Origin of the sequence: Streptomyces boninensis (assembly GCF_048572725.1) — a bacterium.
In the GTDB taxonomy this organism is placed as follows: domain Bacteria; phylum Actinomycetota; class Actinomycetes; order Streptomycetales; family Streptomycetaceae; genus Streptomyces; species Streptomyces boninensis.
In genome coordinates this window covers 7,890,348-7,907,917 of record NZ_CP183837.1, presented here as the reverse complement: position 1 = coordinate 7,907,917, position 17,570 = coordinate 7,890,348, and the positions used below count along the sequence as shown (strand labels likewise).

Genomic DNA, 17,570 nt, shown 5'->3' with positions numbered 1-17,570 from the left:
CCCGAAGCTCGACGCCAAGGAGATCGCCGAGCTCTACGACGTACGCGCCGCACTTGAAGGCCTCATGGCCTCCCAGGCCTGCGAGAACGCCACCCCCGACGACATCGCCGACCTCAAGGCATGCATCGACCGCAACGCCGCCCTGGTCCATCTCGCCGACGACGCAATGACTGCCGGCAAGGCCGTCCACACCCACATCCACGAGATCGCCGCCAACTCGTGGGCCACCCGGCTCCACGAACAGATCGCCAACCAGATGCAGCGCTACCGCGCCTACACCAACCACACCCAGACCCGCCGTGACCACGCCCTCACCGAGCACCGCAACATCGTGGCCGCCATCGCGGCCGACGACCCCGCCCACGCCCACAACCTCGCGTTCGCTCACGTCCTAGGCGCCCGGGACGAGGCGCTGCGAGCCCTCGGGCGTACGTCCGACGACGTGGGAGCGGCGCCTGGTCGCTGACGACGAGATAGCCGTTCCACCAGACCGCGCGATGAACCACCGCTCCTCCACTCTCAGGGCTCCTCGGCGGGTGGGAGGGAGCTGTCGTCGTCACCGGTGTGGTCTCCCGGCGGTCAGCGGCGAGGAACTGGCGGTCACGGCCCAGCTCCGCGCCCAGAAGCGCCTCGGCATGACTCCCCGGACCGCGACCCAGTGGCCGGCCGAGATCGATCTCTGACCCGGATCGGCGACGCTCGCGGGCTGGTGCGCGTCTGCATGCGCATCAGCCCGCGACCGCAAGGCCCGTCACCCGGGCAGGGGTTCGATGCGGGCGGGGACGTGTTTATGCCAGGAAGTGCCGGCGATAGGGTCGCGCCAGGTGAGGTCGGTGAGGGTGTCCAGGGCGCCGCCGGTGCGTTCGGTATCGCCGTTGCCGGTTGGCAGGTCGAGTCCGAAGCCGTTGGGCAGGGCCGCGTGTCCGGGCTGCAGGCGGTCGTCGACCTCGACGGTCGCCTCAGTGGTGCCGCGTTTCGTGGTGATCCGGGCGAGAGCGCCGTCGCACAGGCCGAGTTGGTCGGCGTCGTACGGTCTAGCCGGGCGCCTGCCGCGTCAGAAGGGGCATCACAATGCCGTCAACGATCCGCTCGATGGCCTCATTGGATACGGGCTGAAGCGTCATCAGGACCTCATGCCGGAAGAGATCGAAGGGCAGCGAGACAAGGCGCGGTTCCAGCAGGGAGACGTCCACCTCGCCCCGCTGTACGGCGCGCTGGACGATCGTCTCGGCTGCCGAATGGCGGCCTGCCAGTATCTGGTCGCGGAGCTGCTGCGGATTTGATCCCGTATCCGCGAAGTACCCGTCGAGCAGGACCGCGGCTGCTACCAGGAGATCGCTTCGCGATGCGTTAGCCGCGTGCATGATGGCGATCAAGTCGCCGCGGAGTGATCCTGTGTCCGGGACGTCGATGACTCGCCGGGCACTCGCGTGCGCGATGGCCGCCTCGACCATGAGCGCCTTGTTGGCCCATCTGCGGTAGATCACGGGCGTGCTCGTACCGGCCCGCTTCGCGACCGCCTCCAGCGTGAACGCGGCATACCCGCGCTCGGTCAGCTCTGCCCACGCGGCTCCGAGCAGGGCATCTTCAAGATCCTTACCTCGCCTGCGCTGCATCTCTCCTCTCCTGCAAGGTTGCGTTTGTGCACTCTACGGCGCCGGTGTACCGTCACAAATAAGAAGTGCCACCGCATCTTATTTGACCGGCTGAGTCGGCACCAAGCTCGGGAGCACCACCGATGAGCATCCAGAGCACCATCACAGTCCTCATCGAGATCCACGCCAAGGATGGCCAGGAACAGGAGGCCCGCGACTCGCTGCTCCATGCGATCCAGACCTCCGAGAAGCCCGGCCTGGTCAGCTCCACCGAATACGAGGACCTCAACGATCCTGGGGCCTTCTACGCCATCCAGGTCTGGGAGAACGCAGACGCCTTCCGTGCGCACATGGAGGACGCCGCCAAGTCCGGCATGCATGAAGCGATCCAGGTGCTGCGTGAGCACCCCAAGACGGCCGTGCTGCGCACCATTGACTGATGGCGAGACTCTGTGGCGGGTTTATGCGAAGGGGTTGACGCAGGGCGTCCGATCTCCCATGTCGCTCCGGTGTCCGCGCAGGCGGCAGGACGGGCCGTCGATGCAGGCGACGGCGGCGCGGCGCAGGAGCCGGTCGAGCATGGCCGCTGCGACGGTGGCGTCCCCGAAGGCGCCCACCCAGTCGGCGTGAGGATGGTGCTGGACTTCACGACCTTGTGACCCACGCGCGGGCCCACCCAATTGTCAGCCGAGATACTGACTGACGCTGCGTGGCGTGTACACGCCGTGGCCGGCTCGGCCGACGAACTTGCGCTGGTCGATGACCAATTCGCCGCGGGAGAGGACCGTTTCCACCTGCCCGGTGACCTGTTTGCCCTCGTACGCCGAGTAGTCGACGTTCATGTGGTGGGTCTCCGCCGACATCACCTGCTCCGCCGCCGGGTCGTAAATCACCACATCCGCGTCCGCGCCCGGCGCGATCGTGCCCTTCTTGCCGTACAGGCCGAACATCCGCGCCGGGGAGGCGCAGGCGATCTCGATCCAGCGGCGGCGGGTGATGTGCCCGTCCAGGACCGCCTGGTGGAGCAGGTCCATGCGGTTCTCCACCCCCGGCAGCCCGTTCGGGATCTTCGAGAAGTCGCCGCGGCCCAGCTCCTTCTGCCCCACGAAGCAGAACGGGCAGTGGTCGGTCGAGACCACCTGCAGGTCGTTGGTATGTAGGCCCTGCCACAGCGCCGCCTGGTGCTCCTTCGGGCGCAGCGGGGTCGAACACACATACTTCGACCCCTCGAAGTCCGGCTCCGCCAGATTGTCCGTCGACAGGAACAGATACTGCGGACACGTCTCCCCGAACACCGCCAGCCCTTCGTCCCGCGCCCGCGCCAGCTCCGCCACCGCCTCCCGCGCCGACACGTGCACCACATACACCGGCGCCCCGGCCACCTGCGCCAGCTTGATCACACGATGCGTCGCCTCCGCCTCCAGCAGCACCTTCCGCACCTCACCGTGATAGCGCGGATCCGTCTCCCCCCGCTCCAACGCCTGACGCACCAGCACATCGATCGCGATGCCATTCTCCGCATGCATCATGATCAGACCGCCGTTGACCGACGCCCGCTGCATCGCCTGCAGGATCTGCCCGTCATCGGAGTAGAAGACCCCAGGGTACGCAGTGAACAGTTTAAACGAGCTAATCCCTTCCTCTACCAAGGCGTCCATTTCCTTAAGTGTCCCGTCATTCACATCCGACAGGATCATGTGGAAGCCGTAGTCGATCGCGCACTTGCCGTCCGCTTTCGCGTGCCAGAGGTCGAGGCCCTCGCGCAGCGCATGCCCCTGCGACTGCACGGCAAAATCGACGATCGTCGTCGTGCCGCCCCACGCCGCCGCCTGCGTCCCTGTCTCGAAGGTGTCGGATGCGAAGGTGCCGCCGAACGGCAGCTCCATGTGCGTGTGCGCATCAACCCCGCCCGGGATCACATACTTGTGCGCCGCGTCGATGACCCGATCCGCGCTCCACCGCTGACTTCCAGCTGCCGCCAACGCCGCAATCTTGCCCTCTTCGATCAACACGTCAGCGTGGATCTCGTCAGTGGCCGTGATGACCAGGCCGCCAGTGATCAAGGTACGAGTCATCCTGAGCATCTCCCTCACGCCGGCACCCCCGGGGCCCGGCCATCGCCGATTCGACGTGGACTCCAGGCACGTGCTCCCTGCTCGTTCACGGAACGACATCCAGGGTTCTACTCCCGTAGATGATCGGCAAGACCGCAGCTGCTGATCGTTGCGCCGCCCGATGAGACTGGGCACGCGCCTGTGAAGGTTCATGGCAAGCAAAGCCCGTGACCGGACCAGACGTCCGCCCCTGCTTGCCAGCCCCCGACGGGACCCGGCCTCGCTGCCCGGCGAAGCCCAGACCGCGGTACAGGTCTGCCAGCGGGCGCACCAGGCCGATGCGGATCGGGCCACGGGCCTAGCCTGCTACGCCGAGGTACTGATCGAAGGCGGTCAAGTGGAGAACTGCGGGCGCAGGGCGATTCGGGGCGCCCTGCATACAAGCTTCACTGCCGCCTCCCACCATTAATCGAGGCTTCACGATCGTTACGCAGGTGTGCGTTGATGGTCTGCCGGGGCCACCGCAGGATCGGAGGTGTTGAAAGACCCTGACCTGCATGGAGAACATCATGTACGTCACCAGCGACCGCGCCCTGACCGCCCCTGACCACGACGCTGCCTCCAAGTGGGGTGCCGAGCCGCTGGTGATGTCCGGGCGCGACACCATCGTGAGCACCACCCTGACCCGAATACGCATCGACAACACCTGGTATACCGGCGAACCCACCGCGATCTTCGCCGATACTGCGACCGCACTGCCAGTACAGCCGGCGTCACCGCGGAACTGCTGCCGGTGGGCCTGCTGACCCCGATCGGCACTTCGCTCGACGTCTCGGACGGGACGACGGGACTCCTGGTCACCGTGCCGGGCCTGGTCGCCGCCGGCTCCGCGCCGCTGCTCACCGTGGTCTCCGGGCGGCTCGACCGCCGCCTTGTCCTCGTCGCCCTCATCGGACTCGGCGCAGTCGCGCACGCGATCTCCGCGCTCGCGGGGCACTTTGCCTATGTACTCGGGGCGCGCGTGCTGCTGGGCGTCAGCATCGGCGGGTTCTGGGCCTTTGCGGGCGGGCTCGCGGTGCGGCTCGTACCGGCGGACAAGGTGGGCCGGGCCACCGCCGTGATCTTCGGCGGCGTCTCGGCGGCATCCGTGCTCGGGGTGCCGGCCGGGACGCTCACCGGTGAACTCGGCGGCTGGCGGCTGCCCTTCGCCGCCGTGGGCGGGCTGGCGCTGCTCGTCCTCGCCGCGCTCGTACTCTTTTCTGCCCCCTCTGCCCGCCGAGCGCGGCCTGACCTTCGGCGACCTCACTTCCCTCGTACGCCGCAACGCCCGGGTCCCCACCGGGCTCGTCCTGACCGCCCTGCTCGTCACCGGCCACTTCGTGGCGTACACGTTCGTCCGGCCGATCCTGTCCGAGCGCTTCGGCATCTCCGGCTCCGCGGTCGGCTGGCTGCTCCTCGGATACGGCCTGTGCGGCCTCGTCGGCAACTTCCTCGCCGGCGCCCTGGGCGCCCGCCGCAACCTGCTCATCGCGACCGCCCTCACCACCGTGCTGACCGCGCTCGCGGTACTCCCCGGCGGGTCCGCGACGGGCGGCCTGCTCCTGCTGGCCTGGGGCCTGGCCTACGGCGGCGTGTCCGTCGCCCTCCAGACCTGGTTCCTTGCTGCCGCACCGGACGACGTGGAGGCCGCCACATCCCTCAACGTCGCCGTGTTCTGCCTCTCCATCGCCGTCGGCGCGCTGGCCGGCGGCCGGCTGGTCGACTCCCTGTCCGTCGGCGCGGCGCTCGCCGCCGCGGCCGTGCTCACCGTCGCCGCCGCTCTGGTGGCCCACCGGAAGGAATGTTCATCATGACCCGCACGCTCATCAACCCGCCCGCCCTGCACGACCCTTCGGGCTTCGGCTACACCCACGTCGCCACCGTACCCGGCCAGCCGGTGTACATCGCCGGCCAGTACGCGTCGGACGCGTCCGGCGCGGTCGTCTCCGACGACTTCGACGCGCAGGTCGCCCGGTCGCTGGCCAACCTGGGCACGGCGCTCGAGGCCGCCGGCCTCGGCTTCCAGGACGTGGTCCGCCTCGGCACCTACATCGTGGCCCACGACGAGGACAAGCTGCACTCTCTGCTCAAGCACCTGCACGCGACCTGGGGCCAGGCCCTTCCGGCGCAGACCCTCATCGGCGTCGCGTCCCTCGCCCTCCCGGGCATGCTGTTCGAGATCGATGCGGTGGCTGTGGCCCGCGACAACTAGCGGTCGGTCGTCAGTGTTTATCGAAGTAACCCGTTGGATGTTGTTGGGGAGGGTCTTTGGCAGGCGGTGGGGCGGACGCGGAACGGGAGCGTTCAGAGCCTGCGCTGGACACCGTATCCCCGCAGCTGACACGAATGCTGATCGAGGCGGCCGTCATGGCAGGGCTCGATCGGTCTCAGCTGGCATGCGTTCCCGGTGTGGCCGGCCTGGGAGAGAGCCCGGGGCGCATTTCCACCGCCGCGATGCTGCGGATTTGGGAGGTGATCGCCGCTCCGATGCAGGGTGTCGGCGGGAGCGGCGAGGCGATGCGGCTGTGGCGGCCCGGGACACTGGGCGTGTGGGATTACTTGTTCCATGCCGCTGACACGCTCGCCGACGCGCTGCGCGACGGCGCCCGTCAGTTCGCCGTCATCGCTGACCCCAACGACGAGGTCGTCGTGGTGCGCGATGACGAGGGGGTGACGGTGAGCTGGAAAGGCCCTCACATCGACCATCCGAGTTACCGCCAGATCGCGGAGCTTGTGCCCGCCATGTTCTTGACGACGGCGGGCTCGGGGGCGGGGCGTGTGCTCACACCGGCGAGCGTACGGCTGCCCCACAGTGCCCCGGCCAGGCACGGTCATCTCGTCGATCTGTACGGCACTCGCCGCATTGACTTCGGCGCCGGATTCCCGTCGGTGACCTTCACCGAGGCCGATGCCGATGCGCCGCTGCCGCGCGCCGACCCGGCGCTGTCGGCGATCCTCAACGACCACGCGCGCATCACGATGGCCACCGCCCGGCCGCTCCAGGGCTGGCTGGACCGATTCCGGGCCGCGCTGCAGGCCTCGGTCGACAGCGGGCACCCCGACCAGGGCCGGGTGTCGCATCGGCTCGGCATGAGCCCGCGCACTCTGCAGCGCCGGCTGCGCGAGGAGGGGACGAGCTGGCGGGAGGAACTGGGGGCCTACCGGCAGCAGCGGGTGGATGAGCTGCTGCGCGAGACCTCGCTGACCTTGGAGTCGATCGCCACGAGGGTCGGCTACTCCGAACCCCGCGCGCTGAGCCGCGCCATCCACCGCTGGTACGGCCGCGGCCCGTCAGCGATCCGCACGGCCGCACAGCAGCGCATCCCCTGACGCGTCTGGTCCTCCTTCTGGCGCATGCGGCTCTGCTGGCGCAGGAGGGTCCTCCTTAGCATTTCCGAGCGTGGATGCACGTCGCGGCATGGGCCGGCACCGTTTGAGCACCCCGAACTGGTGCTGGCCGCGTCGGAGATGACGCTGTGGCAGCGGACCGGTCCGGCGTCCCGCGGGTGGCCGGCGAGCTGATGCATCACGCCAATGCCGGGTTCCAGTACACGGCGTTCACGCTGGCCGACGTCGAACTGGCCACCGTCGAATGGGCCGACTGGTACAACCAGCAGAAGATTGCAAGGCCCGTGAGTGCTCCGGCAAGCATCAGGGCGCCGACGGCGCCGAACACCTTCACGGCCATGGGGCGGCGGTACAGGTCTGCGAATGCGGCCAACAACAGGAGCACGGCTGTCGGCCGCTCGGTCAGCGCGGGGCGGGTGGTGGCGCGAGGCCGAGGCGTTGGTGGATCATCCGGGCCGACTCGGTGTGGTGGGACGCGAGGTCCGGGCGGGCGCGGCGGGCGGCGAGTGCGGCCAGGACCAGGTGGGTGGAGCCCCAGCCGGCGGTGCCCATGCCGGCTATGACGAGCTGGTCGGCGTACGGGATCAGATGGTCGTAGAGGCTCTGCGGGTCGGGGGTGCCGAGGCGGGCGGCGACGAGGCCCCAGACCGGTAGCAGGAAGTCGGCGGTCCAGTCGTCCGCGATGCCGGTGCCCCAGCGGGTGAGCAGCTCGTGAGCCTGGTCGGTGCGGCCGGCCTCGATGGCAGCCAGGATCGCGACCGGGCGCAGCGGGGTCATGTCCGGCTCCGCCGCGGCGGTGATCAGGTCGTCGGCGATCTCTGCGACCCGGCCCTGGGCACGCCGGCAGGTGTAGAGGGTTACCAGAGTGTGCCAGCGCGTTCCCCAGGGGGTGGCGGCGAAGCACATGGTCGCGTAGGTGCCGACGAGCTCCTCCGCCTTCGCCCAGTGGCTGTCGAGGGTGGCGCGGGCGGTCTGGGCGATCTTGACGATCGACTCCAGTTCGGGGCGGGGGGCCTCTTTCAGCAGCCGTCGGCAGTGGTCCAGTTGCTGTTCCCAGGCGAGCAGGTCGCCCGCGCGCAGCAGGCAGGCCATCTGGAACGTCCGGGCGATCAGCTCGGTGGAGCGGGGCAGGCCCGCCAGCCCTGCCATCTCCTCGGCGGCTTCCAGGCGTTCGCGGTTGCGGCCGGGGGCGAAGCTCGCCAGCAGGTAGTTGCCGAGGGCCCGCGCGAGCAGCGCCGGATCGTCGAGCTCACGCGCCATCCGAACTGCCTCGGCGGCGTGCCCCTCCCCCTCGGCGCGGCGCGGGCCGTAGTGCAGCTCGACGCCGAGGGCCCCGAGCAGGGCAGCCCGGTCCGGGGCGTCGAGCGGCTCGGCCAGCAGTTCCTCGATTGCGTCGATGACGGCCTGGTTGACCGTGCCGTACGGGCGCCAGTTCCACAGTGCGGGGGCGGCGAAGGCGGTAAGGATGCCGATCAGGGCCTGGCGGTCGCCGGATTCGTGGGCACGGTTGAAGGCGGTATCCAGGTCCCGGCGGGCGCCGGTGGCGTCGCCGACGGCGCGGCGGGCCTGGCCGAGCTCGGTGAGCAGCCGGGCGTGCTGCCCCGCCCCCTGGGCGGGCGGCAGGACGGACACCGCCAGCTCCCAGAACTCCACGGCCTCGGCGTACGCCTGCTGCGCCGTGGCGTGCCGGGCCGCGGCCGAGGCGTGCGTCAGCGCCGCGGGTGCGCCTCCGATACGGGCGGCCGCGGCGAAGTGCCGGGCCAGGGTGGCGGCTTCGGCCGCGGGCAGCACCGGCTCGAGTGCCTCGCCGATGCGCAGGTGCAGGCGGGCGCGGTCCAGGCGGGACAGTCCGGCGTCGAGGGTGTCGCGTACGAGGGCGTGGCCGAAGCGGTAGTCGGGGCCGGCCAGGGGCTCGGTCAGCAGGCCGGTGGCGACGGCCGGTTCGAGTCCGTCCAGCACCTCCTCGACCGGGAGGTCGGTTACGGCGGCGAGCAGGTCGGCGTCCACCTCCGTGCCTGCCACCGCCGCGGCCCGCAGCAGTCGGGCGGTCTCCTCCGGGAGGCGGGCCACGCGTCGCTCGATGACGTCCCGGACGCCGGCGGGCAGCACTTCCGCGAGCCCGGCGTCGCCCGCGGCCGGCCGGTCGGTCGCCGTGCCTCCTTCGCTTTGCCGTAGCCGCAGCACCTCGCCGAGGTAGAAGGGGTTGCCGCCGGTCCGGTGCAGCAGCGCGGGTGCCAGGTCCGCATCGGCCCCTCGGGCGCGCAGATATGCCGCCACATCGGCGTCCGTGAACGGCTTCAGCTCAACCCGAGCCGCGCCTTCCAGGCGGGCCAGCGCACCGAGGGTGTCGCGCAGCGGGCCAGGGTAATCGCCGGGCTCGGGGCGCAGGGTGGCGAGTATGAGCACGGGCCGGCGCGCGACGGCACCGGCGACATAGGACAGCAGCCGCAGCGAGGAGACGTCGGCCCAGTGCAGATCGTCGAGGACGATCAGCGTGGGTCCTGGTTGGCCGGAGGCCGGAGAAGGCGCGCCGGAGCCGGTCAACGCTGATACGACCCGCTCATACCGTTCGTACAGTGCCGTATCCGGGTCCGCCACGGAGGCCTCGTCCGTCAGGAGGGCGCCTGCGGCCTCGCCGGCGATCTCGCGCAGCACCTGGATCCACGGCCAGAAGGCGGGTGCGGTGCCGTCGACGCAGCTGCCGCGGGCGACGGTGAAGCCGCGCGCTTCGGCCCGCTGGGCCACTTCGTCGGCGTAGCGGGTTTTGCCGATGCCCGCCTCGCCCGATACCAGCAGCACGCCGCCGACAGCGCGCCGTGCCGTGGCCAGCCGCTGTTCGGCCAGGGCCAGTTCGGCCTCCCGGGCGATCAGCCCATCGGCCGCCACGCCGGCCACGGCCGGCCGGGCCGCAGGGGCGGGGCCGGGAGCCGGCTGTTGCGGGGCCGCGGGCCGCAGCTCGGCGGCGTGGTCGAGGACCGCCTGCTCCAGTTCTTGCAGCTCGGGTCCCGGTTGCAGCCCCAGCTCGTCGTCGAGCCGGGCGCGCACCCGGCGCAGCGCGGCGAGCGCGTCGGCCTGGCGGCCGGTGCGGTACAGGGCGAGCACCAGCAGCGCCCAGCCGCGCTCGCGGTAGGGCTGCCGTTCGGTGAGCGCCTCCAAGCCGGCCACGCACGCGGCCGCCTCACCGACTGCCAGCCGGGCCTCGTACCGGTCTTCCTCCGCCGCCGCTCGCACCTCGGCCAGCCGCGTCGCCACCGGCCCGGCGAAGCGCTCGTCGGCGAACTCGCCCAGCGGGTCCCCGCGCCACAGCTCGAGCGTCCGGCCCAGCACCCGTACCGCCTCGGCATGGTCACCGCGCGCCAGGGCCGCGCGGCCCTCGTCCGCGCCGGCGGTGAAGCGTTCCAGATCGACCTGGCCGGGGGCGGCCGCCAGCAGATAGCCGGGCTCGCGGGTGAGCAGCAGCCGGGGCGGGGTGCGCGGCGGGCGGTCGGGTTCGAGGACCTTGCGGAGGTGGGCGACGTACGCCTGCAGGGTGCGGGTGGCCTGCGCGGGCGGCTCACCGGCCCACAGCTCGTCGATCAGCCGGTCCAGGGACACCACCCGGCCGGGTTCGAGAGCCAGCATCGCGATCAGGGCGCGCTGCTTGCGGGTGCCCAGATCCAGGACGCGGCCGGCTCCGTCGGCGACCTCGACGGTCCCGAAGAGACGGAACTGAAGATCTCCCGGCACCGCCCCACCCCCTCTCCTACGGCCCCAGCTCGCACCTCAACTCGATCCCAGCTCGACCCCAGACGTGCAGGCGCAAGGTAGCGACATCGAACAGCAAGACGCACGAGACGTACGAGAGGGAAACGGCAATGACCATACGAAACGATCTGCGCGCCGCCGTCAATGGCCGGATTCTCACTCCGGGCGACGAGGGCTTCGCCGCCGCCACCCGCCCCTGGAACCTCGCGGTGGACCAGCGGGTGGCCGCCGTCGTGGACGCGGCGGACGCCGCCGATGTCGCGGCCGTGGTCCGCGCCGCCCGCCTCGCCGGTCTCGCGGTGCTGGCCCAGCCCAGCGGCCACGGCGCCAGCGGCGACACCGACGGCGCGATCCTGTTGCGGACCGGCGGCCTCGGCGGTGTCGAGATCCGCCCCGGGGAGCGGCTGGCCCGGGTGGGCGCGGGTGTGAAGTGGGGCGAGGTGCTCAACGCGGCCGGCCCGTACGGACTGACCGGCCTCGCCGGCAGCTCCCCGGCGGTCAGCGTCACCGGCTACACGCTGGGCGGCGGGCTGAGCTGGTTCAGCCGCGCGCACGGCTTCGCGGCCGACAGCGTGCGCGCCTTCGACGTCGTCGACGCGGACGGTGCGCAGCGGCGGGTGACCGCCTCGTCGGACCCCGAGCTGTTCTGGGCGCTGCGCGGCGGCAGCGGCGAGTTCGCCGTCGTCACGGCCGTGGAGTTCGACCTGCACCCGGCGCCCGAGCTGTACGGCGGGCGGATGGTGTGGCCGGCGGCCGCCGCGGCCGCGGTGCTCGACGCGTACCGCGAGGTGACCGCCGCCGCGCCGGACGAGCTCACCGTCTGGTACGACCTGCTGCAGTTCCCGGGCGCCCCCGCCATGGTCGCCATCGACACCACCTACCTCGGCCCGGCCGCCGAGGCCGAGACCTTGCTGCGCCGCTTCGACAAGATCGACGGCCGGATCAGCGACTCCCGCGCCCCGCTGCCGATCGCCGAGCTGGGCACCATCACCGCCGAACCGACCGACCCGGGCCCCGGCATGTCGCGGGCCGAGCTGCTCACCGAGCTGTCGGACGACGTCGCCGAGGCGCTGCTGGCCAAGCCGATCGACCCGCTGCTGAGCGTGCAGCTGCGCCACCTCGGCGGGGCACTGGCCCGCCCTTCGGTGCGCGCTGGGGCGAGCGGGGAGCTCACCGAGCCGTACCTGCTCTACACCTTCGGCATCCCGGCCACGCCCGAGACAGCCGCCGCCGTCCGCGACCGGCAGCGCGAGCTGGCCGCCGCCCTCACCCCGCACACCAGCGGCCGCAAGCCGTACACCTTTCTCGCCCCCGGCGAGAAGGCCGCGAACGCCTTCACCCCGGCCACCCTGGGCCGGCTGCGCGCCCTGAAGCAGGAGCGCGACCCCCGCAACACCTTCCGTACCAACTACCCCGTCCTGGGCTGAGGGAGACCAAGCATCATGACCACCACCCGTCGCCACCCCGGCTGGACGCTGGCCCTCCTGGCCTTCGCCCAACTGATCATCTCCATCGACTACAACATCGTGTACGTCGCCCTCCCCGGCATCGGCTCCGCCCTCGGCTTCTCCGCCCAGAGCCTGCAGTGGGTGATCAGCGGCTACGCGGTCGCCTTCGGCGGCTTCCTGCTGCTCGGCGGGCGGGCGAGCGACCTCTTCGGCCCGCGCCGGATGTTCGTCCTCGGCCTGTCCCTGTACGCCGCATCGTCACTGGCCGGCGGCCTCGCGTGGGACCCCTGGGTGCTCATCGCGGCGCGGGCGGTGCAGGGCATCGGCGGAGCCTTCCTCTTCCCCGCCACCCTGACCCTGGTCGGCACCAGCTTCGCCGAAGGGCGCGAGCGCAACCGGGCGTTCGCCGTCTGGGGCACCGCCGGCGGCAGCGGCATGATCCTCGGCTCGCTGCTCGGCGGACTGCTCACCGACTCCTTCGGCTGGACCGCCGTCTTCTACGTCAACGTGCCCCTGGCCGTGCTCGCGGCGCTGCTCGCCTTCCCGCTGCTCGCCCCCGACGCGGCACGCCGCGCCGCCGGGCGCCGCTTCGACGCCGCCGGCGCACTGACCGCCACCGCCGGAACGACACTGGTGGTCTTCGCCCTCGTCCAGGGCCCGGAGGTCGGGTGGACCACAACGCCCGTCGCTCTGGCAGTAGTTGCCGGCCTCGCACTGAACGCGCCTCCAGCAGTGCGCCGACCACGTCTAAGGGCCGCGGCAGCTCACGATAGTGCACGCCGTCGACGGTGGCGTCGCCGGCGTCAGGCCGGTCAAGACCCAGCAGCAGACGCATGGTCGTCGACTTGCCCGCCCCGTTGGGGCCCAGAAAGCCGGTGACCCTGCCGGGCTCCACCTTGAACGACAGGTCCTCGACTGCGGCCGTCTCGCCGTAATGCTTGGTCAGGTCGCTGACCTCAATCATGGCTGTCAGTCTCCTGAGCTGTCACCTAAGGGGAAATGACGTGACATAACGTATGCCGCCTTCGCCGGGTCGCGAAGGCGCATGCGCGGGGTCACCAGGAAACTTCGGACGGCCGCACCTCGACCGCACCGCCCAACCGCGCCTGCGGGACACGGGAGGCCACGGCGACGGCTTCCTCGAGGTTCTCGGCCTCGACGATGAAGAAGCCTCCGACTGCCCCCTTCACATCGACGTAAGGCCCCTCGGTGGTGACGGCCGAGCCGTTTTCCACCCGGACCGTGGTCGCGTTCTCCGGCACGCCCAACGGGGGGCAGCCGGTCACGTTCTCCATGCTGGTGAGAGCGGCATAGTCGGCATAGACCGCCTGCTTTTCCTCATCGGAGACCGCCTGCTCGGTGCCGTTATAGATGATCAGTACAAACTGCATCATGTCCTCCTCGGCTAATGACGGGCACCCACCCCCACAGCCGGGCCAAGGCCTCGTGTGTGGCCGCAATGCCTGCCGGGCTGCGCGTGGGTCACTACTATGTCGCGCGCCAGGAGGGATGTGTGACAGTGAACGCTCAGCAGCTGCAGGCAGAACTGTTCGAAGCACGCAGGGCACGCTTGCAGGCAATCGCCTATCGCATGCTCGGCTCCGCGGGCGACGCTGAGGACGCGGTCCAGGAGACGTGGCTGCGGCTGTGCCGCACCGATGCCGACCAGGTACGCAACCTCGACGGGTGGTTGACCACCGTGGTGGCACGGGTCAGCGTCAGCATGCTGCGTGCCCGGGGTTCGCGAAACGAAGACCTCACCGACGAACAGCTGCTGATGACCGACAACGAAAGCAGCGACGCACCGGATCCCGAGCGGGCGGCACTGTTTGCCGACTCCGTCGGTCTGGCCTTGATCGTCGTCCTCGACACGCTTCGCCCCACCGAGCGCGTCTCCTTCGTGCTGCACGACCTTTTCGACGTACCGTTCGACGAAGTCGCGCGAATCATCGAGCGTTCACCAGTTGCGGCCCGTCAGCTCGCCAGTCGTGCGCGGCGCCGCATTCGGGGAGCGGAGACGCCGTCCGCGCCTGACGTCAGCCGCAGGCGTCAGATCGTTTCCGCGTTCCTCAGGGCCTCCCGAGGCGGTGACTTCGAGGCACTCCTCAGCGTGCTCGATCCCGACGTCATCCTGCGCGCCGATCAGAACGCGGCACGGATGGGGGCACCCAGGGAGTCGTTCGGTTCAGCGGAGGCGGCCCGGTTCCTGCGCGGTCGGGCCGGCGGAGCAAAGCTCGCTCTGGTGGACGGCGCCATTGGTGCCGTCTGGCCGGGTGAACGACCGCTCATGGTGTTCAGATTCGGAATCGTCGGGAACCTGATCACCACCATCGACCTCACCGCCGAGAAGAGCCGGATTGACCAGTTGCAATTGGAGGTCATCCCTCTGACTCCAAGCCAGGACACCGGCTGATCTGCAAACCGACCTACGGCATGTGGCCGGGGCTCGGAGGGCTGGAGCCGGCGTTCCCTGTAGATGCGCCAGAAACCGAACGCCGCTGTGACCATCCATCCGATCAGGCCCCTCGACTCCCGCTCGGAATGCGTAGTGTCTGGTGACTGACCACAGTGCCCGAGTGTGTACGGGCAAACGTACTCAAGGGAGGTGCCGAAGTGACCGTGGTCGGTGGTCAGTCAGCCGTCCAGGGAGTCGCAGTCATTGGACTGGTTCGCCGGGCCGGATGGTTATCGTCGGGCAGTAGCTCGAACGCTTCGCCGTGTCACATCGGCTCGTTATCTGGGCTCGTAGGCATGGAAGCAAATATGCGAGGAGGACACCATGCAGTTCGTAGAAGCCGTCGAGGCTGCCGATGAGACAACAATGAGGTCTATGCTGGCCGCCGATCCCGGGCTGCATGATCGGCACGCAGAGCTGGTCGCGCTGATGGCCGAGGCGCGCAACTGGTCAACGGTCCGGCTGCTGATCGATCTTGGCTTCGGCGTCGACGGCGTCACGGCCGCCGGTGCCACGGCCCTGCACTACGCGGCGGCAGCGGGCGAGCTGTCGATCGCGCGCCTGCTGGTCGAGCACGGCGCCGACCACACCGCCCGCGAACCCGGGTTCAATGCACAGCCGGCGGGCTGGGCCCAGTACTTCAAGAAGCCGGAGACCCAGAAGTATCTCGAATCCCTGACCTGACGCCGTGCCGCCCAGGGTGCGTTGGACGGTGGCCCAGTTGAATCGCCGCAGAATGCTCCTCGCCGCCGCGGCCGGCCGGCTGCTGCCATGCTCAGTTCGTGCGCATCATCCGGGCGCGGTGCGAAGCCCGCGGCGCAGGGTGACGCGTCGGCCTTGCGGGGCCGCTGGCCGCGGCAGGCCCGCCGGTCCCAGCAGCCAGTGCCGCGGGAGGCAGCCGCGATCGTCGAGGAATCGCTCGACGGGCGGGGCCCAGTCCGTCACGTCATCGCAGCCCGCGCCACCGGCCGTGTCGTTCAGCTCGCGCCCGAATCCGACGGGTCACCGGCTAGAAAATTCCCGGTCACCTTCGCCAATGTGATTCTTGAAGGAGGTGATTCCCTCTTCTACGAGGGTGTCCATCTCCTTCAGCGTGCCGTCGTTCACGTCCGAGAGGATCATGTGGAAGCCGTAGTCGATGGCGCATTTGCCGTCGGCCTTCGCGTGCCACAGGTCCAGGCCCTCGCGCAGGGCGTGGCCCTGGGACTGCACCGCGAAGTCGACGATTGTTGTCGTGCCGCCCCAGGCTGCTGCCTGTGTGCCTGTTTCGAAGGTGTCCGAGGCGAAGGTGCCGCCGAAGGGGAGTTCCATGTGGGTGTATGCGTCCGCGACGCCTGGGGTTACGTACCTCTGGGAGGCGTCGATCACGCGGTCTGCCGACCACTGCTAAGTGCGGGTCATCTAGGGGCATCTCCCAGAGATGGGGTGCGGATCGGGTCCCGGTCGGGTCCGGATCGGGTGGGAGTACGCGTGGGCGGCGGGCGGAGACGAAGAGGCCGCCGGCGCGGCCATGCTGTGGACGAGCGTGATCCGCCACCGGCGGGCACGGTCTACGCTGCCTCCATGACCGATGCCGGGGCAGCGCTGCGAGCCATCAGTGACCTGCACGTCGGCTATGCCGACAACCGCCGTATCGCGGCGGACCTGCAGCCCAACTCGCCCGACGACTGGCTGATCGTCGCCGGCGACGTCGGCGAGCTGATGTCGGACATCGAGCGCACGCTCGGCACTCTCCGCGACCGGTTCGCCCAGGTGATCTGGGTGCCGGGCAATCACGAGCTGTGGACCATCCCCCAGGAGACCAACGACCTGCGGGGCGTGGCCCGTTACGAGGCGCTCGTGGCGCTGTGCCGCCGCCTCGGCGTGCTCACGCCCGAGGATCCGTACCCGGTCTGGCGCGGCGCCGGCGGCCCGGTCCGGATCGCGCCGCTCTTCCTCTTCTACGACTACACCTGGCTGGCGCCCGGCACCGCCACCCGCGAGGAGTCCCTGGCGAAGGCGCACGCGGCCGGGATCGTCTGCACCGACGAGTTCTTCCTGCACCCCGACCCGTACGAGAGCCGCCAGGACTGGTGCGCGGCGCGGGTCGAGATGACCGAGTGGCGGCTGGCGGATGTCGCGGGCGAGATGCCGCTGGTGCTGGTCAATCACTGGCCGCTGGTGCGGCAGCCGACCGAGGTGATGACGCACCAGGAGTTCGTGCAGTGGTGCGGCACGGAACGTACCGCCGACTGGCACACCCGCTTCGGCGCGGCGGCCGTGGTCTACGGCCACCTCCATATCCCGCGCAGCACCGTGTACGACGGGGTCCCGTTCGAGGAGGTCTCCCTCGGCTACCCCCGTGAATGGCGCCGGTTCGGGCTGCGCGCGGAGCTCGCCCGGCAGATACTGCCGCGCCCCGCCGCCTCCGACCCGCGTTGAGGCCGCCCCACGTTGAGCCGCGCCCCGCGGAAGCCGCGGCTATGGTGATCACATGACCGTAAAGCTGTTCAATCCCGATGGAATTCCGAAGCCCGACGTGTACCGGCAGGTGTCGATCGCGGAAGGGTCGAGGCTGGTCTTCGTCGCCGGCCAGGTGGCCCGCGACGCCGATGGGAACAAGGTCGGCGAGGGGGACTTCGCCGCGCAGGTGGAGCAGGCGTATGTGAACGTCGGCCGGGCGATGACGGAAATCGGCGGCTCCTTCGACGACATCGCGAAGCTGACCATCTATGTCGTCGACTGGTCCGCCGACAAGTACCCGCTCCTCGGCGAGGGCGTCCAACGCGCCGCCGCCAAGCTGGGCGTGGATCCCTTGAAGCCGATCACTCTCATCGGCGTCTCCGCCCTGGGAGAGCCCGACATCATGGTCGAGGTCGAGGCCACCGCGGTTCTGGACTGAGGCGGG

General features: G+C 70.2%; 18 protein-coding genes and 4 pseudogenes. 13 read left to right on the top strand and 9 right to left on the bottom strand.

Annotation, left to right across the window (positions count from 1 at the left end; genetic code table 11):
• The first annotated feature begins 22 nt into the window (after positions 1 to 22).
• Positions 23 to 466 carry a GntR family transcriptional regulator gene (locus tag ACNNMR_RS36005; RefSeq protein ID WP_420000603.1) on the top strand — a complete coding sequence of 148 codons (444 nt, stop codon included), beginning with the start codon at positions 23 to 25 and terminating at the stop codon, positions 464 to 466.
• Positions 467 to 751: 285 nt separating this feature from the next.
• Here ACNNMR_RS36005 and ACNNMR_RS36000 read toward each other — a convergent pair.
• Positions 752 to 1,021: pseudogene (locus ACNNMR_RS36000) on the bottom strand (molybdopterin dinucleotide binding domain-containing protein); the annotation flags it as partial.
• 13 nt (positions 1,022 to 1,034) lie between these two features.
• The gene (locus ACNNMR_RS35995) at positions 1,035 to 1,616 is read right to left on the bottom strand and encodes a TetR/AcrR family transcriptional regulator (RefSeq protein ID WP_419998893.1); all 582 of its coding nucleotides are present in this window, start codon (positions 1,614 to 1,616) and stop codon (positions 1,035 to 1,037) included.
• A 122-nt stretch (positions 1,617 to 1,738) separates the two neighbouring features.
• Here ACNNMR_RS35995 and ACNNMR_RS35990 point away from each other — a divergent pair, with 122 nt between their 5' ends.
• The gene (locus ACNNMR_RS35990; protein ID WP_419998892.1) at positions 1,739 to 2,035 is read left to right on the top strand and encodes a putative quinol monooxygenase; all 297 of its coding nucleotides are present in this window, start codon (positions 1,739 to 1,741) and stop codon (positions 2,033 to 2,035) included.
• Between the two features lie 21 nt (positions 2,036 to 2,056).
• Here ACNNMR_RS35990 and ACNNMR_RS35985 read toward each other — a convergent pair whose 3' ends face one another.
• Positions 2,057 to 2,275: an ATP-binding protein gene (locus ACNNMR_RS35985; protein ID WP_419998891.1), complete on the bottom strand. Its 219-nt coding sequence runs from the start codon at positions 2,273 to 2,275 to the stop codon at positions 2,057 to 2,059.
• Between the two features lie 3 nt (positions 2,276 to 2,278).
• Positions 2,279 to 3,679: a dihydropyrimidinase gene (gene hydA, locus ACNNMR_RS35980; protein WP_420000602.1), complete on the bottom strand. Its 1,401-nt coding sequence runs from the start codon at positions 3,677 to 3,679 to the stop codon at positions 2,279 to 2,281.
• Positions 3,680 to 4,206: 527 nt separating this feature from the next.
• On the opposite strand from hydA, the gene ACNNMR_RS35975 reads away from it, so the two are divergent.
• From ACNNMR_RS35975 to ACNNMR_RS35955, 5 genes and pseudogenes are all read left to right on the top strand, one after another.
• The gene (locus ACNNMR_RS35975) at positions 4,207 to 4,455 is read left to right on the top strand and encodes a hypothetical protein (RefSeq protein WP_419998890.1); all 249 of its coding nucleotides are present in this window, start codon (positions 4,207 to 4,209) and stop codon (positions 4,453 to 4,455) included.
• Positions 4,443 to 4,955, top strand: a pseudogene (locus ACNNMR_RS35970) (MFS transporter); the annotation flags it as partial. The gene ACNNMR_RS35975 and the pseudogene ACNNMR_RS35970, both read left to right, overlap by 13 nt.
• A gap of 73 nt (positions 4,956 to 5,028) precedes the next feature.
• Positions 5,029 to 5,502, top strand: coding sequence for an MFS transporter (locus ACNNMR_RS35965; protein WP_420000601.1), 474 nt, complete (start codon positions 5,029 to 5,031; stop codon positions 5,500 to 5,502).
• Entirely contained in the window at positions 5,499 to 5,900 is a 402-nt protein-coding gene (locus ACNNMR_RS35960; RefSeq protein ID WP_420000600.1) for a RidA family protein, read from the top strand. The genes ACNNMR_RS35965 and ACNNMR_RS35960 overlap by 4 nt, the downstream gene beginning before the upstream one ends.
• A 134-nt stretch (positions 5,901 to 6,034) precedes the next feature.
• Positions 6,035 to 7,018: an AraC family transcriptional regulator ligand-binding domain-containing protein gene (locus ACNNMR_RS35955; protein ID WP_419998889.1), complete on the top strand. Its 984-nt coding sequence runs from the start codon at positions 6,035 to 6,037 to the stop codon at positions 7,016 to 7,018.
• A 196-nt stretch (positions 7,019 to 7,214) separates the two neighbouring features.
• On the opposite strand, the gene ACNNMR_RS35950 is transcribed toward ACNNMR_RS35955, so the two are convergent.
• On the bottom strand, positions 7,215 to 7,376 hold the full coding sequence (locus ACNNMR_RS35950; RefSeq protein ID WP_419998888.1) for a hypothetical protein: 162 nt from the start codon (positions 7,374 to 7,376) through the stop codon (positions 7,215 to 7,217).
• 62 nt (positions 7,377 to 7,438) lie between these two features.
• Positions 7,439 to 10,762: a BTAD domain-containing putative transcriptional regulator gene (locus ACNNMR_RS35945; protein WP_419998887.1), complete on the bottom strand. Its 3,324-nt coding sequence runs from the start codon at positions 10,760 to 10,762 to the stop codon at positions 7,439 to 7,441.
• A 128-nt stretch (positions 10,763 to 10,890) separates the two neighbouring features.
• Between ACNNMR_RS35945 and ACNNMR_RS35940 the strand changes: the two genes are divergently transcribed.
• Both ACNNMR_RS35940 and ACNNMR_RS35935 read left to right on the top strand, forming a co-directional pair.
• Entirely contained in the window at positions 10,891 to 12,207 is a 1,317-nt protein-coding gene (locus ACNNMR_RS35940; RefSeq protein ID WP_419998886.1) for an FAD-binding oxidoreductase, read from the top strand.
• A 15-nt stretch (positions 12,208 to 12,222) separates the two neighbouring features.
• Positions 12,223 to 13,107 carry an MFS transporter gene (locus ACNNMR_RS35935; protein ID WP_419998885.1) on the top strand — a complete coding sequence of 295 codons (885 nt, stop codon included), beginning with the start codon at positions 12,223 to 12,225 and terminating at the stop codon, positions 13,105 to 13,107.
• Here ACNNMR_RS35935 and ACNNMR_RS35930 read toward each other — a convergent pair.
• Both ACNNMR_RS35930 and ACNNMR_RS35925 read right to left on the bottom strand, forming a co-directional pair.
• Positions 13,052 to 13,192, bottom strand: a pseudogene (locus tag ACNNMR_RS35930) (ATP-binding cassette domain-containing protein); the annotation flags it as partial. The gene ACNNMR_RS35935 and the pseudogene ACNNMR_RS35930 sit on opposite strands and share 56 nt — an antisense overlap.
• 91 nt (positions 13,193 to 13,283) lie before the next feature.
• Entirely contained in the window at positions 13,284 to 13,619 is a 336-nt protein-coding gene (locus tag ACNNMR_RS35925) for a YciI family protein (protein WP_419998884.1), read from the bottom strand.
• Positions 13,620 to 13,741: 122 nt separating this feature from the next.
• Between ACNNMR_RS35925 and ACNNMR_RS35920 the strand changes: the two genes are divergently transcribed.
• Together ACNNMR_RS35920 and ACNNMR_RS35915 are read left to right on the top strand one after the other, a co-directional pair.
• Positions 13,742 to 14,641 carry a sigma-70 family RNA polymerase sigma factor gene (locus tag ACNNMR_RS35920; protein WP_419998883.1) on the top strand — a complete coding sequence of 300 codons (900 nt, stop codon included), beginning with the start codon at positions 13,742 to 13,744 and terminating at the stop codon, positions 14,639 to 14,641.
• A gap of 366 nt (positions 14,642 to 15,007) precedes the next feature.
• Entirely contained in the window at positions 15,008 to 15,367 is a 360-nt protein-coding gene (locus ACNNMR_RS35915; RefSeq protein ID WP_419998882.1) for an ankyrin repeat domain-containing protein, read from the top strand.
• A 360-nt stretch (positions 15,368 to 15,727) separates the two neighbouring features.
• Here the strand turns inward: ACNNMR_RS35915 and ACNNMR_RS35910 are convergent.
• A pseudogene (locus ACNNMR_RS35910) lies at positions 15,728 to 16,066 on the bottom strand (dihydropyrimidinase); the annotation flags it as partial.
• Between the two features lie 180 nt (positions 16,067 to 16,246).
• On the opposite strand from ACNNMR_RS35910, the gene ACNNMR_RS35905 reads away from it, so the two are divergent.
• Together ACNNMR_RS35905 and ACNNMR_RS35900 are read left to right on the top strand one after the other, a co-directional pair.
• A complete protein-coding gene (locus ACNNMR_RS35905) occupies positions 16,247 to 17,104 on the top strand; it encodes a metallophosphoesterase family protein (RefSeq protein ID WP_419998881.1) in 858 nt (285 codons plus the stop codon).
• Positions 17,105 to 17,156: 52 nt separating this feature from the next.
• On the top strand, positions 17,157 to 17,564 hold the full coding sequence (locus ACNNMR_RS35900) for a RidA family protein (RefSeq protein ID WP_419998880.1): 408 nt from the start codon (positions 17,157 to 17,159) through the stop codon (positions 17,562 to 17,564).
• Positions 17,565 to 17,570 lie beyond the last annotated feature (6 nt).

Excerpts from the sequence above, each read along its gene's own strand:
- ACNNMR_RS35995 (WP_419998893.1), bottom strand. The coding sequence starts at position 1,616 with ATGCAGCGCAGGCGAGGTAAGGATCTTGAAGATGCCCTGCTCGGAGCC.
- ACNNMR_RS35990 (WP_419998892.1), top strand. The coding sequence starts at position 1,739 with ATGAGCATCCAGAGCACCATCACAGTCCTCATCGAGATCCACGCCAAG.
- hydA (WP_420000602.1), bottom strand. The coding sequence starts at position 3,679 with ATGCTCAGGATGACTCGTACCTTGATCACTGGCGGCCTGGTCATCACG.
- ACNNMR_RS35975 (WP_419998890.1), top strand. The coding sequence starts at position 4,207 with ATGGAGAACATCATGTACGTCACCAGCGACCGCGCCCTGACCGCCCCT.
- ACNNMR_RS35960 (WP_420000600.1), top strand. The coding sequence starts at position 5,499 with ATGACCCGCACGCTCATCAACCCGCCCGCCCTGCACGACCCTTCGGGC.
- ACNNMR_RS35955 (WP_419998889.1), top strand. The coding sequence starts at position 6,035 with ATGCTGATCGAGGCGGCCGTCATGGCAGGGCTCGATCGGTCTCAGCTG.
- ACNNMR_RS35950 (WP_419998888.1), bottom strand. The coding sequence starts at position 7,376 with ATGGCCGTGAAGGTGTTCGGCGCCGTCGGCGCCCTGATGCTTGCCGGA.
- ACNNMR_RS35940 (WP_419998886.1), top strand. The coding sequence starts at position 10,891 with ATGACCATACGAAACGATCTGCGCGCCGCCGTCAATGGCCGGATTCTC.
- ACNNMR_RS35935 (WP_419998885.1), top strand. The coding sequence starts at position 12,223 with ATGACCACCACCCGTCGCCACCCCGGCTGGACGCTGGCCCTCCTGGCC.
- ACNNMR_RS35925 (WP_419998884.1), bottom strand. The coding sequence starts at position 13,619 with ATGCAGTTTGTACTGATCATCTATAACGGCACCGAGCAGGCGGTCTCC.
- ACNNMR_RS35915 (WP_419998882.1), top strand. The coding sequence starts at position 15,008 with ATGCAGTTCGTAGAAGCCGTCGAGGCTGCCGATGAGACAACAATGAGG.
- ACNNMR_RS35905 (WP_419998881.1), top strand. The coding sequence starts at position 16,247 with ATGACCGATGCCGGGGCAGCGCTGCGAGCCATCAGTGACCTGCACGTC.
- ACNNMR_RS35900 (WP_419998880.1), top strand. The coding sequence starts at position 17,157 with ATGACCGTAAAGCTGTTCAATCCCGATGGAATTCCGAAGCCCGACGTG.